At 71.2% G+C, this 14601-nt stretch carries 14 protein-coding genes; 7 read left to right on the forward strand and 7 right to left on the reverse strand.

Features of this window, described 5'->3' with window-relative positions:
- Nucleotides 1-8: 8 nt before the first annotated feature.
- The 4 genes from dnaK to ACT2CW_RS05640 form a co-directional block, all read right to left on the reverse strand.
- On the reverse strand, nucleotides 9-1916 hold the full coding sequence (dnaK, locus tag ACT2CW_RS05625) for a molecular chaperone DnaK (protein WP_445515749.1): 1908 nt from the start codon (nucleotides 1914-1916) through the stop codon (nucleotides 9-11).
- 85 nt (nucleotides 1917-2001) lie between these two features.
- Entirely contained in the window at nucleotides 2002-3405 is a 1404-nt protein-coding gene (sthA, locus tag ACT2CW_RS05630) for a Si-specific NAD(P)(+) transhydrogenase (protein WP_445515750.1), read from the reverse strand.
- Between the two features lie 85 nt (nucleotides 3406-3490).
- On the reverse strand, nucleotides 3491-4219 hold the full coding sequence (locus tag ACT2CW_RS05635; protein WP_445515751.1) for a YoaK family protein: 729 nt from the start codon (nucleotides 4217-4219) through the stop codon (nucleotides 3491-3493).
- 128 nt (nucleotides 4220-4347) lie between these two features.
- The gene (locus ACT2CW_RS05640; RefSeq protein ID WP_445515752.1) at nucleotides 4348-4977 is read right to left on the reverse strand and encodes a CGNR zinc finger domain-containing protein; all 630 of its coding nucleotides are present in this window, start codon (nucleotides 4975-4977) and stop codon (nucleotides 4348-4350) included.
- 55 nt (nucleotides 4978-5032) lie between these two features.
- Here ACT2CW_RS05640 and ACT2CW_RS05645 point away from each other — a divergent pair, with 55 nt between their 5' ends.
- Nucleotides 5033-5971 carry a ketopantoate reductase family protein gene (locus ACT2CW_RS05645; protein ID WP_445515753.1) on the forward strand — a complete coding sequence of 313 codons (939 nt, stop codon included), beginning with the start codon at nucleotides 5033-5035 and terminating at the stop codon, nucleotides 5969-5971.
- Nucleotide 5972: 1 nt separating this feature from the next.
- Here ACT2CW_RS05645 and ACT2CW_RS05650 read toward each other — a convergent pair whose 3' ends face one another.
- Nucleotides 5973-6437, reverse strand: a complete 465-nt coding sequence (locus ACT2CW_RS05650; protein ID WP_445515754.1) for a DUF2000 domain-containing protein — start codon at nucleotides 6435-6437, stop codon at nucleotides 5973-5975.
- A gap of 99 nt (nucleotides 6438-6536) precedes the next feature.
- Here ACT2CW_RS05650 and ACT2CW_RS05655 point away from each other — a divergent pair, with 99 nt between their 5' ends.
- Nucleotides 6537-7031, forward strand: a complete 495-nt coding sequence (locus tag ACT2CW_RS05655) for an Lrp/AsnC family transcriptional regulator (protein WP_059144620.1) — start codon at nucleotides 6537-6539, stop codon at nucleotides 7029-7031.
- A gap of 83 nt (nucleotides 7032-7114) precedes the next feature.
- Here ACT2CW_RS05655 and ACT2CW_RS05660 read toward each other — a convergent pair whose 3' ends face one another.
- A complete protein-coding gene (locus ACT2CW_RS05660; protein ID WP_414081875.1) occupies nucleotides 7115-8542 on the reverse strand; it encodes a purine-cytosine permease family protein in 1428 nt (475 codons plus the stop codon).
- A gap of 81 nt (nucleotides 8543-8623) precedes the next feature.
- Nucleotides 8624-9541: a flavin reductase gene (locus tag ACT2CW_RS05665; RefSeq protein WP_445515755.1), complete on the reverse strand. Its 918-nt coding sequence runs from the start codon at nucleotides 9539-9541 to the stop codon at nucleotides 8624-8626.
- A gap of 220 nt (nucleotides 9542-9761) precedes the next feature.
- On the opposite strand from ACT2CW_RS05665, the gene ACT2CW_RS05670 reads away from it, so the two are divergent.
- From ACT2CW_RS05670 to ACT2CW_RS05690, 5 genes are read left to right on the forward strand one after another with little or no spacing between them, the layout of a single operon-like run.
- The gene (locus ACT2CW_RS05670) at nucleotides 9762-10901 is read left to right on the forward strand and encodes an LLM class flavin-dependent oxidoreductase (protein WP_445515756.1); all 1140 of its coding nucleotides are present in this window, start codon (nucleotides 9762-9764) and stop codon (nucleotides 10899-10901) included.
- Nucleotides 10894-11505 carry an amino acid synthesis family protein gene (locus ACT2CW_RS05675; RefSeq protein ID WP_445515757.1) on the forward strand — a complete coding sequence of 204 codons (612 nt, stop codon included), beginning with the start codon at nucleotides 10894-10896 and terminating at the stop codon, nucleotides 11503-11505. Before ACT2CW_RS05670 ends, ACT2CW_RS05675 begins: the two co-directional genes overlap by 8 nt.
- On the forward strand, nucleotides 11502-12053 hold the full coding sequence (locus tag ACT2CW_RS05680) for an amino acid synthesis family protein (RefSeq protein WP_164430679.1): 552 nt from the start codon (nucleotides 11502-11504) through the stop codon (nucleotides 12051-12053). Before ACT2CW_RS05675 ends, ACT2CW_RS05680 begins: the two co-directional genes overlap by 4 nt.
- Before the next feature lie 16 nt (nucleotides 12054-12069).
- A complete protein-coding gene (locus tag ACT2CW_RS05685; protein WP_445515758.1) occupies nucleotides 12070-13029 on the forward strand; it encodes an alpha/beta fold hydrolase in 960 nt (319 codons plus the stop codon).
- Nucleotides 13026-14513 carry an aldehyde dehydrogenase gene (locus tag ACT2CW_RS05690; protein ID WP_445515759.1) on the forward strand — a complete coding sequence of 496 codons (1488 nt, stop codon included), beginning with the start codon at nucleotides 13026-13028 and terminating at the stop codon, nucleotides 14511-14513. Before ACT2CW_RS05685 ends, ACT2CW_RS05690 begins: the two co-directional genes overlap by 4 nt.
- The last annotated feature ends 88 nt before the right edge of the window (nucleotides 14514-14601 follow it).

Raw genomic sequence — 14601 nt, forward strand, 5'->3', positions numbered from 1 at the left:
GGTGACCGTCAGCCGGCGCCGCCCTTGGGCTCGTCCCCGGTCTTCTCGTCGTCGACGATCTCCGCGTCCACGACGTCCTCCTCAGACGCGTGGGCCCGGCCCGCTCCGTCGCCGGAGGGGCCGCCCGCGGAGCCGCTGGATCCGCCGCCGTCGGACGGGCCGGACTGCTGGGCCTGGGCGTAGATCGCGGTGCCGATCTTCTGCCCGACGGCGGCAGTCCGCTCGGTGGCCTCGCGGATCGCGTTGGTGTCCTCGCCCTCGAGCGTCCGCTTCAGATCCGCGACCGCCGCCTCGGCCTCCTGCCGGACGTCCCCGGGCACCTTGTCGGCCTGGTCCCGCAGCAGCCGCTCGGTCTGGTAGACGAGCGACTCGGCCTGGTTGCGGGTCTCGGCGGCCTCGCGGCGCCTGTGGTCCTCCTCCGCGTAACTCTCGGCCTCGCGCATCATGCGGTCGATGTCGTCCTTCGGCAGCGCGGAGCCGCCGGTGACGGTCATCCGCTGCTCCCGGCCGGTGCCGAGGTCCTTGGCGGAGACATGCATGATCCCGTTGGCGTCGATGTCGAAGGCCACCTCGATCTGCGGGACCCCGCGCGGTGCGGGCGGCAGCCCGGTCAGCTCGAACATCCCGAGCTTCTTGTTGTACGCGGCCATCTCGCGCTCACCCTGGAAGACCTGGATCTGCACCGACGGCTGGTTGTCCTCGGCCGTGGTGAAGACCTCCGAGCGCTTGGTCGGAATGGTCGTGTTGCGCTCGATCAGCTTGGTCATGATGCCGCCCTTGGTCTCGATACCGAGGGACAGCGGGGTGACGTCCAGCAGCAGCACGTCCTTGACCTCGCCCTTGAGGACACCGGCCTGGAGGGAGGCGCCGATCGCCACGACCTCGTCCGGGTTGACGCCCTTGTGCGGCTCCTTGCCGGTCAGCTCCTTGACCAGACCGGTCACGGCGGGCATCCGGGTGGAGCCGCCGACCAGGATCACATGGTCGATGTCGGCTGTCTTGATCCCGGCGTCCTTGATCGCCTGGTGGAAGGGGGCCTTGCAGCGCTCCAGGAGGTCCTCGGTCAGCTGCTGGAACTGCGAGCGGGTGAGCTTCTCGTCCAGGTGCAGCGGGCCCTGGTCGGAGGCGGTGATGTAGGGCAGGTTGATCGTGGTCTCGCTGGCCGCGGAGAGCTCGATCTTGGCCTTCTCGGATGCCTCGCGCAGCCGCTGGACCGCCATCTTGTCCTGGGCCAGATCCACGCCGTAGCCGTGTCCGAAGCGGGAGACCAGATGGTCCACGATCCGCTGGTCCCAGTCGTCGCCGCCGAGGTGGGTGTCGCCGTTGGTGGCCTTGACCTCCACCACCCCCTCGCCGATCTCCAGCAGCGAGACGTCGAAGGTGCCGCCGCCGAGGTCGAAGACCAGGATGGTCTGGTCGTTCTCCTTGTCCAGCCCGTACGCCAGGGCGGCGGCCGTCGGCTCGTTGATGATCCGCAGCACCTTCAGCCCGGCGATCTCGCCCGCCTCCTTGGTGGCGGTGCGCTGGGAGTCGTTGAAGTACGCGGGGACGGTGATCACGGCGTCGGTGACGTCCTCACCGAGGTACGCCTCGCCGTCGCGCTTGAGCTTCTGGAGCACCCGCGCGGAGATCTCCTGCGCGGTGTAGCGCTTGCCGTCCACATCGCCGGTGGCCGGGAACCGCCACCGGTCCTCGCCCATGTGGCGCTTGACCGATCGCGCGGTGCGCTCCACGTTCGTCACCGCCTGGCGCTTGGCGACCTCCCCCACCAGCACCTCGCCGTTCTTGGCGAAGGCCACCACCGAGGGGGTGGTCCGGGTGCCCTCGGTGTTGGTGATGACGGTCGGCTCACCGCCCTCCAGGACCGATACGACCGAGTTCGTCGTACCCAGGTCAATACCGACTGCGCGCGTCATCTCAGCCCTCCTCCCGATCTGCCTCCAGTATCCCAAAAGGGATATCCGGGACGGCGCGGTGCGGAGGAGGGCCGGAGGCCGGGGGTCAGCCCCGCAGGTGGTCGACCTCGCGCATCTTGTTGGTGGCGTCGAGCGCGGCCACCTTGTAGGACTCGGCGAAGGTCGGATAGTTGAACACCGCGTCCACCAGATAGTCGACGGTACCGCCGCAGCCCATCACGGCCTGGCCGATGTGGATCAGCTCGGTGGCGCCGGTGCCGAAGCAGTGCACGCCGAGGAGCGTCCGGTCCTCCGGGGAGACCAGCAGCTTCAGCATGCCGTGGCCGTCGCCGACGATCTGGCCCCTGGCCAGCTCGCGATAGCGCGAGACCCCGACCTCGAAGGGCACCTTCTCGTCCGTGAGCTGGTCCTCGGTGCGGCCTATGAAGCTGATCTCGGGGATGCTGTAGATCCCGATCGGCTGGAGGTGGTGGATCGGGTTCACCGGTTCCTCGCAGGCGTGGTACGCCGCGCTCCGCCCCTGCTCCATGGAGGTCGCGGCCAGGGCCGGGAAGCCGATGACATCGCCGACCGCGTAGATGTGCGGCACGGCGGTGCGGTAGTGCTCGTCCACCGCGATCCGGCCCCGCCGGTCGGCGGTGAGCCCCGCCTTGGCCAGGTCCAGCGCGTCGGTGAGCCCCTGGCGCCCCGCGGAGTACATCACCGCGTCGGCGGGAATCTTCTTACCGCTCTCCAGGATGGTCAGGGCGCCCCGCGGATGGCGCTCGACGGCCGCCACGGTCTCGCCGAAGCGGAAGGTGACGGCCAGGTCGCGCAGCCGGTACTTCAGCGCCTCGACGATCTCGACATCGCAGAAGTCCAGCATCCCCTCGCGCTGCTCGACCACGGTGACCTTGCTGCCCAGGGCGGCGAACATCGAGGCGTACTCGATGCCGATCACCCCGGCGCCCACGATGACCATGGAGCGCGGCACCCGCTCCATATTGAGGACGCTGTCGGAGTCCATGATCGTCCGCTCGTCGAACTCCACGCTCGCGGGGCGGGCCGGGCGGGTGCCGGTGGCGATCACGATGTGCTGGGCGGTGAGCAGCTGCTCCTGGCCGGTGGCGTCCGTGACGGCCACGGTGTGGTCGTCCACGAACCGCCCGGTGCCGGAGAACATCGCGACCCGGTTGCGGGACAGCTGGTTGCGGACGACATCCACCTCACGGCCGACCACATGCTGGGTGCGGGCCGTCAGGTCGGCGACGGTGATCTCCTCCTTGAGCCGGTAGCTCTGGCCGTAGAGATCCCGCTGGGTCAGTCCGGTGAGATAGAGCACCGCCTCGCGCAGGGTCTTGGACGGAACGGTTCCGGTATGCAGGGAGACCCCGCCCACCATCTCCTTACGGTCGACGACGGCTACCCGGCGACCGAGTTTCGCGGCGGCGATGGCAGCCTTCTGGCCGCCCGGCCCGGACCCGATCACAAGCATGTCAAAGTCGGTCACCGCCCGAGTCTGACATCGGATGACGCTCCGCTGGAAGAGTGAATCACCGGTCAACCCGCCCCGGGGCGTGCGGGCTTGGGGCGGGCTACTCGGCGTGGGGCCAGAGATGGCCCTGGGCATCCCGGGCCAGGGAGGTCAGGGACGCCAGCAGCACGAGGCCGACCAGCCCGGTCGGCAGGGCGGGCGCGGCCCGCGCGGCATGGGCCACCAGCAGCCCGCCGGCCGCGGCGCCCACCACCAGGCCACCCAGCAGCGCGATGCTGAGCCCGCGCACCGTTCCGCTGCGCACCGCGTCGACCAGCACCCCGGTCAGGGTGCCAGTGAGATACGTGGTGGAGAAGCCGGGCGGCCCGACGGCCCGCACCAGACCGCTCTGCCCTCCCATGGCGAGCGCGGCCACCGCCAGCAGCACGAGCTGTAGGTCACCGGTGGGATGGCCCCCGGCGGACGCCCACGCCGCCCAGAGCCCGCCGAGCACGAGCAGTTCCACCGTGAGCGCGCACCGGGCCCGCAGGGCCGGCCGGGAGCCGCGGACGATCCGGCCGCTGACCAGCGCGCCCACGATGTAGCCGCTCATGGCGACCGCGGAGTCCCGGGCGAGCGTCGCGTCCATGGACGCGGTGGACATGCCGAGCAGGGAGAGATTGGCGGTCATGACGCTGGTGAAGACGCCGCCCAGGGCCAGAAAGCTGATCGCGTCCATCGCCCCGGTCGCCACGGTCAGCGCGACGGCGGCCACCGCTCCCCCGGGGCCGCAGGCCCGGCCGGGGCGCCGTGCTTTCGGTGCGGGGTCGGTGTCGCTCTCTTCGGCCATCGGCAACCCTCCAGCCACCTCGGGTGCCCCGGGCGGCCCACCGGAAACAGCGGCCCGGGGAGCGCCGGGGGCTTCACGACCTGGACGGGGCGTCGGGGCTTCAGGACCCGGCCGGGGGCGCCGGGGCGTCAGGACCCGGCCGGTGCGGCGGACGCCTGCCGCTGCCGGTGTTTCGCGGCCTTGGCGCTGTTGCCGCACAGCCGCATGGAGCACCACCGGCGCCTTCTGCCCGGTGTGGCGTCGAGGTAGATCATGGTGCACAGCGAGGAGTCGCACGCCCGCAGCGCCCCGCGCCGCTCCGGGTCCCCGAGCACCGCTATGAGGTCGCGGACGACGGTCGACTGGAGCTCCCGCCCGGTCAGCGGACGATCGGCGCCGTCCACCTCGACCCCGGTGCCGGTGGCCCTCAGCAGCGGCTGCGGCGGGGCGGGGCGCGCCCGGTCGTTGAGCAGCGCGATGGACGCGGCGGCCGGGGCCCGGTCGTGGACAACCGCCGCCACCACGTCGTACGCCGCCTCGCGCAGCGTCCGCAGCTCGGTGTGGAGCTCCTCGGTGACGGCCTCGTCATGGAGCCGCAACCCGACGCCGTCGCACCACTCCCGCAGCCGGTCGAGGGTGCCGAGGCGCTCGATCGGGGTGCTGCCGCGCCGCCCGAGGGAGGCGATGAGGTTCAGGGCGAGGCTGCCGGCGTCGAAGCGCAGTGCCCGCAGCCCAGCGGTGACCCGCGTCCGCGGGACCTGCTCCGTCGAGGGATCCATGCGAATATAGTAACCGCCTGAAGGGTTACCAAGCGGCTGAGAACGAGGGGACATCATGCGGATCGCGATCATCGGCGCGGGTGGCGTCGGCGGATACTTCGGCGCGCGGCTCGCCGCGGCGGGGGACGAGGTCACCTTCGTGGCCCGGGGCCGCCATCTCGCGGCGATCCGGGAGCGGAGGCTGACGGTGCGCAGCCCGCTGGGGGATCTGCGGGTGCCGTCCGAGGCGGTCGTGCCGACGGTCTCCGACCTCGAGGCTCCGGACCTCGTCATGGTGGCGGTGAAGCTGTGGGACACCGAGGACGTCGCCCGGCAGCTCGCGCCCCTCGCCGAGAGCGGCGCCGCGGTCGTGTCGTTCCAGAACGGAGTGCAGAAGGACACCGAGCTGCGGCGCCATCTGCCCGCGGAGTCGGTCCTCGGCGGGGTCGGCTACATCTCGGCGTACATCGAGGAGCCGGGGGTGGTGGTGCACAACGGCACGCTTCAGCGGCTGGTGTTCGGGGAGTACGACCGCAAGGAGTCCCCGCGCGCCCGCCACTTCCTCGACCGCTGTCTCGCGGCCGGTGTCGACGCGGAGATCAGCGGGGACATCGAGCGCACCATCTGGGAAAAGTTCGTCTTCCTGGTGGGCCTGTCCGGGACCACCTCGGCGGTGCGGCAGCCGATCGGGGTGGTCCGCGGGAATCCGGGGTCACGGGATCTGCTGCGTGATGTGATGCGCGAGGTGGTCGCCGTGGGGCGGGCCAAGGGGGTGGACCTGGACCCCGGTTTCGCCGACGACCGGCTCGCCTTCTGCGACACGCTGCCCGCCACGATGACGTCCTCGATGCACAACGACCTCCTGCGCGGCAACCGCCTGGAGCTGGGCTGGCTCAGCGGGGCCGTGGCCGATCTCGGCGCCGAGCTGGCCGTCGCCACCCCGCGCAACCGGGCCATCGCCGACATCCTCGCCCCCTACGCCCTGGGCGATCCGGCCGCGACGGGCGGCGCGTAGCTCAGCGCAGCAGGGGGAGCTTCCCGATGAGCCTGCTCACCTTGTTCCGCGGGCCGACGAGGCTGACCGCGAGGTAATCGAGATCCTCGGTCTTGGTGCCGGCCAGGCTGTCGAGGTACTCGTCGTAGACCCGTGAGGTCTGGGCCTGCCCGGGCATGTCGACGAGGAACAGATCGTCCTTCTCGGCGGCCCTGGCCCGCAGCTCGCGCAGCGCCGCCGGGCCGGCCACCAGGATCGAGCAGCCGGCCCACGGCAGCCCCGGGTGGCCGGAGCCGGAGCCGTCCCTGCCGTCCGGCCCCAGCAGCTCCGGCATCGCCCGGCCGACGGCGGCGGCCATGCAGGCGGCGGCGTTCACCGCCCGGCCCGCGGGCAGCTCCTCGGCCACGACGATCACCCACTTGAGCTTGGCCTGCCGGGTGGACTGATCGGTGCGTACATCCTCGTCGGACAGCTGGGGAACGGACACGAGCGCTACTCCTTGTCGATGGCTAATGTGGTGGACGGTACCCATCCATCCGAGCCGGGGCACGGCTCGCCGAATTTCCTCAGGCAAGGGAGCGCTTTCGTGGAACTTGATGCACTCGACCGTGCTCTTCTGCGGGAGTTGCAGAACGATGCACGCCAGACCAATCGCGAGCTGGCCCTGCGCACGGGGGTCTCGCCGTCGACCTCCCTGGAGCGGGTCCGGGCGCTCCGGGAGCGCGGCATCATCAGCGGCTATCACGCCGCCGTCGACCTGGAGGCGGTCGGCCGCCCCGTGCAGGCGCTGATCTCGGTGCGGATCCGCCCGCCGTCCCGGCCGGTCATCGAGGGGTTCCGGGAATGGGCCGCCCAGCTGCCGGAGACCATCGGGTTGTTCGTCACCTCCGGCGCCCATGACTTCCTCATCCATGTGGCGGTGCCGGACACCAATGGGCTGTACGCGTTCGTCATCGACCGCCTCACCGAGCGCCGTGAGGTGGCGGATGTGCAGAGCACGATGGTGTACGAACACGCCCAGTCGCGCTGTATCGACCCCGCCCCCGCCGAGCGTCCCGCGCCCTCCCGCCGGAGGCGATAGCGGGAAAGGGCCGGGGCGCGCCGGAGGGCGGGCGGCATCGCCGTTCGCGGCGACAACCGCCCGCCCCGGAGGGTGACGCTTCGTCAGGAGCCCGCCACCGCCGCCGTCTTCTCCGGCCGGGGCTCGTCCGTGGCCGAGGTGCCCCGCGTCCACAGCGGCCGCAGCCGGTAGGTCAGCAGATAGAGCACCGCCGAGGCGCCGGCCGCGACGAACATGCTCAGATCGCCCGCGTGCGGATACGCGGAGGCGAACGCCCCGGTGTAGAGGTCGGACTGCCAGAACGGCACCGAGGCCAGCACCCCGCCGACCCAGGCGGCGAAGCCCCAGGAGAGCACCCGTCCGCGGTCGTACAGCTCGGCGATCCGGCTGGGGTCGGAGCGGCCGCCCAGGTGGTAGTCGAGCAGCAGCACGGTGGCGAACGGCGCGATGAAGTACGCGGTGAGGTTGAGGAACACCGAGAACTTGTCCTCGGTCCCGGAGTGTCCCCACAGGCTGATCACATACGCCAGCGCGCAGATGAGGGTGACGGCCTGGGTCCGGGTGACCGGCACCTTCAGCGTCTGGACGGAGATCGCGCCGCCGTAGACATTGAGGAAGTTCTGCGCGAGCGCGGAGAGCCCGATGGCGATCAGGGCGGGGATGGCGAACGGCCCGGTCAGCTGGTGCAGGGCGGTGATGGAGTCGGTGCTGGTGGCGTTGGAGCCGAGGAGCACACCGAGGATGCCGAGCCAGCAGATGGTGACGAAGTTGCCGAGCCCGGTGTACCAGGCGGTGCGCTTCACCACGCTCGGCGAGTCGGGCAGATAGCGCGAGTAGTCCGAGGCGAACGGCGCCCAGGCGACGAGGAAGGAGAGGAACCAGCCGCCGAAGGTGATCCAGCCGCCGGTGGAACCGACGTAGTCCGCCGCCTTCGGATCGGCGTCGAAGGTGCCCGCGCCCCGCACCAGGGCCACCACCGTGATCATCACGAACAGCGGGGTGAGGACGTAGGTCAGCACCCGCTGAAGGAAATTGATCATGTTGTAGCCGTAGATGGACACCACCAGCTCGACCAGGGTGAGCGCCAGCCCGCAGAGCCAGAAGGGCAGATGGGTCAGCTCGGCGATGGCCTTGCCACCGAGGATCACGGTCACCGCGGCCCAGCCGACCCCGGCGAACACATTGATGTACGCCACCGGCAGGAAGTTGCCGAAGAAGCCGAGCGGGCCCCGCGCCTGGATCTGCTGGGGCACCCCCAGCCGTACGCCCATCCGGGACATCACGGCCATCAGCAGCGAGCCGAGCCCCGCGCCGACCACGATGGCGGCGACGGCGGCGCCGAAGCTGAGGCCGAGCCCGACCGCGCTGAACCCGAGCAGGATGATGGGGAAGTTGAGACCGGCGGCGAACCAGACGAAGAACTGCGAACTGGGCTTGCCGTGCCGCTCGTTGTCGGGGATGTGGTCGACCCCGAAGGGCTCCACCTTGGTGACCGCGCTGCCGTACACCGGCGCCGTGTCATCGTGGGTCATGGGCGTGCTCCTGGGACGGGAGGAGTGGGCGTCAGGGGGTGGCGGGGGGCCGGTGGCGCCGCGGATCGGGGTGGCGGTGTCTCACCACGGCAGCGGCGCGGTCTGGGAGATGTCGAAGAAGCCACCGCCGCTGTAGACCAGCGGGGCCAGCTCCTCATGGCGGGCGGACACCACCCGGCCGGTGAAGACGGTGTGGCTGCCGGCCTCCAGCCGCTCGCCGATCTCCACCTCGAGCTGGGCGCAGGACCGGTCGAGCAGCGGGACGCCGAACTCACCGGGGGTCCAGGACAGCCCGGCGAACTTGTCGTCCGCCTTGGAGGCGAAGGTCTTGGCCACGTCGAGCTGGCCGGCGGCGAGGATGTTGATCCCCAGATGGCTCGCCCGGTGCAGCGCGGGATGGGTCGTGGAGGAGCGCTGCACGCAGACCAGCACCATCGGTGGATCCAGTGAGATGCTGGCGAACGCGTTCACCGCGAGCCCTCGGGGCTTGCCGCCGTCGTCGCAGGTCACAACGGTGACACCGGTGATGAACTTGCGGTGCACACCACGGACCACATCGGCGTCGACGGCCGCCTGCTGAGTGGTGGTGATGATCCCGAGCGCCTCCAGCAGCTGGCGCGGGTCCCAGGTCACCCACTCCTCGCTGACCACACCGTGGTCGAAGCGGGTGAAGGTGGCGCCGGAGACCTCGACCGGCCTGCCGGTGGCCGGGACACCGAGGAAGTCGCCGGTGTGGCTGCCGGTGCTGCGCCAGCGGATCGCCAGCGATGCGCCGTCCTCGACGATCTCCTCGATCTCGGTACGGAGATCGGGAAACGCCCGGCGGATGGCGCGGATGGACTCCTTGAACTGCTCTCGGCCCTGGGGGGCCGCGGCGGGCCCGCGGCGGCGTACATAGCCGGGGCCGAGCAGCTGGTCGAGCGCGTCGACCTCGCCCCGGTCCCAGACCGCCTGCCAGGTGGAGCGGATGCGGGCGGTGCGGTCAAGAGTGTGCGTCATGACGTCTTCCCTCAGTCAGCTCTTGTATGGCAGAGGACCGTAGAAAGGCCATCGACAGCTGTCAACACCTGGGGACAGATGCGCCGAGAAAGTTCCGGGTGCTCACCAAAGGCACAGGTCAACGTTGTTTCCTTGACGTCGACCCTTGACGGGCCCGACATGGACTCCTAGCCTCCCTGCCATGGCACAGCGTGAGCCGGAAGAACAGGACGGACGCTGCATGCGCTTTTCGATATTCCACAACCTCGGTGCCCCGGGCCGTCTCGGCGAGTACGCCGAAGTCATGAACGAGGCCCGGGAGTTCGCGGTCACCGCGGACCGGGCGGGCTTCTGGTCCACCTGGTACACCGAACACCACTTCGGGCACGAGGCGATCGAGATCACCCCGAACCCGGTGCTGATGGGGGCGGACATCGCCGCCCGTACCGAACGCATCCGGATCGGCCAGGCGGCCTCGATCGCCACCTTCTGGCATCCGCTGCGGCTCGCCGAGGACATCGCGATGCTCGACCAGCTCTCGGGGGGCCGGGTCGAGGTCGGTCTCGGCCGGGGGCTGTACGGCCGCGAGGCGCTCAACCTCAACGCCCTGGCCGATCCGCGCGACCAGGAGCGGAACCGCGCCCTGTACGACGAGACCGTGGAGGTCCTGCGCAAGGCGTGGAGCGGAGAGTTCTTCTCGCACCGGGGCCGGTTCTACGAGTTCCCCGCCCCCGGGGTGAAGTGGAACCACCCGCTCTCCCCCGCCACCCCGGACTACACCGACGCCGGTGTCATCACCAAGATGCAGGTCACGCCGTTTCCGGTGCAGCGGCCGCACCCTCCGCTGTGGCAGGTCATCGACAGCCCCCGCTCGATCAAGTCCGCCGCGGCCGACGGGGTCCAGGGGCTCTTCTGGCTGCCGCCGGTCTCGGCGCTCAAGGAGCGGTTCGAGCTCTACCGGGACACCGCGAGCCAGGCGTCCGGGCGCGAGTACGCGCTGGGCGAGGGCATCGGCCTGGTGCGCGATGTGTATGTCGCCGACACCATGGAGCAGGCGCGCGCCGAGTTCGAAGAGGCGCTGATGACCACCTACCGGTGGATCATGCACTGGCGGGGGCTGTCCAACCTCATGGAGGCCGGCGAAGAGCTCACCGACGCCCATGAGCTGTCCTTCGACTTCCTCCAGGGGCGCAATCTCCTGGTCGGCACCCCGGAGTACGTCTCGGAGAAGATCGCCGAGCTGCGCGACGAGGTGGGCCTGGAACATCTGCTGCTGTGGACCACCCACCCCGGTCTGCCGCACCGCAACGCGATGCGCAGCCTGGAGCTGTTCGCCGAGAAGGTCATGCCGCGGTTCACCACCGGTGGCGGTCATGGCTGAGACACGGCTGCGCAAGGTCGTCACCGTCGCCGACGAGCTGCTGCTGGAGCTCGGCCGCCCGGTCGCGGCGCCGGTGCGCCGGGTGGCGGCGGCCGCGGTGATCAGCAATCCCTGGGCCGGCGGCGGCTTCGTCGCCGACCTGGGGCCCGAGGTCGAGCGGATCGCACCGGGGCTGGCCCGGCTGCTCACCGACCGGATCAGCGAGGCGCTGGGCGGAGTCGACCGGATCGAGTCCTTCGGCAAGGCCGCCATCGTGGGCCTGGACGGGGAGATCGAGCACGGCGGCGCGCTGATCCACACCCCGTTCTTCGGCAATGTCTTCCGCGAGCTGACCGAGGGCACCTCGATCATCGTCTTCAGCGACGACCGGCTGCCGGCCGGTGAGCCGCTGACCGTGCCGCTGTGGCACAAGACCGCGGCCGCGACCCGCTCGCACTACCAGACCTGCCAGATCCGTATCCCCGACGCGCCCCGCCCGGACGAGATCGTCGTCATCGCGGCCGGGGCGTCCGGCCCCCGCCCGAACGCCCGGATCGGGGACCGCGCCACCGATCCGCTCATCCGCCTGGCCGATCTGGACGACGACCTGGAGACCGTGACATGAACGTCCGCAAGATCATCACCTGCACCGAGGACGTCCACAGCGAGGGCGGCCGCCCGGTGGACCCGCCCGCCCGTACGGCCGTGGTGCTCGCCGTCATCGAGAACCCCTGGGCCGGACAGGGCTTCGTGGCGGATCTGCTGCCGGGGATCGACGAGGTGGCGCCGAAGCTGGGCGAGCTGCTGGCGCCACGCGTGGTCGAGGCCCTGGGCGCGCCGGTGGAGGCGTACGGGAAGGCCGCGATCGTGGGGCTCGACGGGGAGGTCGAGCACGGCTCCGCGCTGATCCACACCCTCAAGTTCGGCGACCACTTCCGCCGCGCGGCGAACGCCACCACGCTGCTCCCGGCCGTGGAGAAGCGGGCCGCCGCGGGCACGGTCTTCGACATCCCGCTCAAGCACATCACCGACGCCACCATCCGCTCGCACCACCAGAGCATCGAGGTGCGGGTGGCGGACGGGCCGCGCGCCGACGAGATCGTCGTCGGGCTGGCGGCGGCCGCCCAGGGCCGCCCCCAGGCCCGGCTGGCGCCGCTGTCGACGGAGCGGTGAGCGGGCGGTGAGTGACATGGGCAGGTCCGAGGCGGGTGCCCGGGTACGCGTCCCGGCCTCCCCGGCCGGTGTCCCGGTGGCGCTGAGCCACGAAACGCACGGCGACGGCCCGGAGCTGGTGCTGCTGCACGGCGTCGGCCTCGACCGCCGTATGTGGGACCGGTGCCTGCCGGCCCTCGCGGCCCGGCACCGGGTGACGCTGGTCGATCTGCGCGGCCACGGCGCCTCCCCGGCCGCGGCGGCCGGGGTGTCGCTCGCCGAGCTGGCCGCCGATGTCGGGGCGCTGCTGACCGGCCCCACGCATGTGGTCGGCTTCTCGCTCGGCGCCCTGGTCGCCCAGCGGCTGGGTCTCGACCGGCCTGAGCTCACCGCCTCGCTCACCCTGGTCAGCTCGGTCGCGGGCCGGTCGGAGGAGGAGCGGGCGGCGGTGGCCCGCCGCCAGGAGCTGGCCGCCCAGGACTTCGGGGCGTCCGCGTGGGCGGCGGTCGACCGCTGGTTCTCGCCCGCCTGGCGGGCCCAGGACCCCGAGCTGGCGCGGCAGGTGCTCGATACCCTGCTGGCCAACGACCGGGCCTCCTACCTGGCGTGTTACCGGGTGTTCGCGACCGCCGACACCGGGCTGTGGCGGTGGCTGCCCCGGATCGCCGCGCCCACCGTGGCGGTGACCGGCGAGCGGGACCCCGGCTCGACCCCGGCCATGTCGCACCGGCTGGCCGACCGGATCCCCGGCGCCCGGGCGGTGATCGTGCCCGGCGCCCGCCATCTGCTGCCGCTGGAATGCCCCCGGGAACTCACCGACGTGATCCTCACCCGGACCGGAGCCCATGCCGGGACCGACGCCGACGCCGACACCGACACCGACACCGACACCGGAACCGACGCCGGAAACCGGACCGGAAGCCGCACCCGAAGCCACGGAAGCCATACCGGAACCCACCCCGGAGCCCCCACCGGACAGGAGTCCCACCGCTCATGAACCCCCTGCCGCGCCATGACCACTACATCGCGGGCGAGTGGACCGCCCCCGCCGAGGGCGGCTACTTCGCGAGCGTCAACCCGGCCACCGCCGAGCCCTGGTACGAGGCGGCGCGCGGCACCGCCGCCGATGTGGACCGTGCGGTGGGCGCCGCCCGCGCCGCCTTCGAGGATCCGCGCTGGCGCGATCTGAGCCAGACCCGGCGCGGTCGGCTGCTGCGCAACCTGGGCGATCTGATCGGTGAGCACGCGGAGCGGCTGGCCCGCACCGAGAGCCTCGACAACGGCAAGCTGCTGCGCGAGATGCGGGCCCAACTCGCCGGGCTGCCCGAGTACTTCCACTACTACGCGGGACTCGCCGACAAGATCCAGGGCGAGGTGATCCCCGGGGCGAGCCGCGAGCTGCTCAACTACACCCTGCGCGAACCGGTGGGCGTGGTCGGCGCCATCACCCCCTGGAACTCCCCGCTGCTGCTCACCACCACCAAGCTCGCCCCGGCCCTGGCCGCGGGGAACACGGTGGTGGTCAAGCCCTCGGAGCACACCTCGGCCTCGCTGCTGGCGCTCGCACCGCTCTTCGAGGAGGCGGGGTTCCCGCCGGGGGTGGTCAATGTGGTCACCGGGTACGGCCCGGAGGCGGGCGGGCCGCTGACCGAGCACGACGGCGTGTCCAAGGTGACCTTCACCGGCTCCAGCGCGACCGGCCGCCGGATCGCCCGCACCTGCGCCGACCGGCTGATCGGCTGCACCCTGGAGCTGGGCGGGAAGTCGCCCAACATCATCTTCCCGGACGCCAACCTGGGCTCGGCCGCCATGGGCGTGATCGCGGGCGTCTTCGCGGCGGCGGGCCAGACCTGTGTGGCGGGCAGCCGGGTGCTGGTGCACCGGGAGGTGTACGACGAGATCCTGGAGCGGGTGACGGCGCGGGCGGCCACGATCCGCATCGGCGATCCGTTGGCGGAGACCACAGAGCTCGGCCCGCTCGCCATCGCCGAGCAGCTGGAGAAGGTCGAGTCGTACGTCGAGCTGGGACAGGCCGAGGGCGGAAAGGTGGTCTGCGGCGGCAGGCGGCCGGAGACCGGTCTCGACGGGTACTTCTACTCCCCCACCGTCTTCACCGGCACCGACAACGGGATGCGGATCTGCCAGGAGGAGATCTTCGGGCCGGTCGCGACCGTCATGCCCTTCGGCTCCGAGGAGGAGGCCCTGGCGATCGCCAACGACTCCGCGTACGGCCTGGCGGCGGGCGTGTGGACCCGGGATGTGAACCGGGTGCACCGGATGGCCGCCCGGCTGGAGGCCGGGACGGTGTGGGCCAACACCTATCGCTCGATGTCGCCGATGTCGCCCCGGGCCGGGTTCAAGACCAGCGGGATGGGGACCGAGCACGGCACGGAGGTGATCCGGGAGTACACCCGGCTGAAGAGCGTCTGGATCAACACCAGCGAGGAGCCCGCCGGGGATCCCTTCATCCTGAGGTCCTGAGCTCCCTGGGCTCCCTGGGCTCCCTGGGCTCCCTGGACCGAGGAAGGGTTGTTGTATGGCACAACACACCTGCGTTCCCACAGTTGAC

The sequence above is a fragment of the Streptomyces sp. NEAU-174 genome (assembly GCF_052665095.1).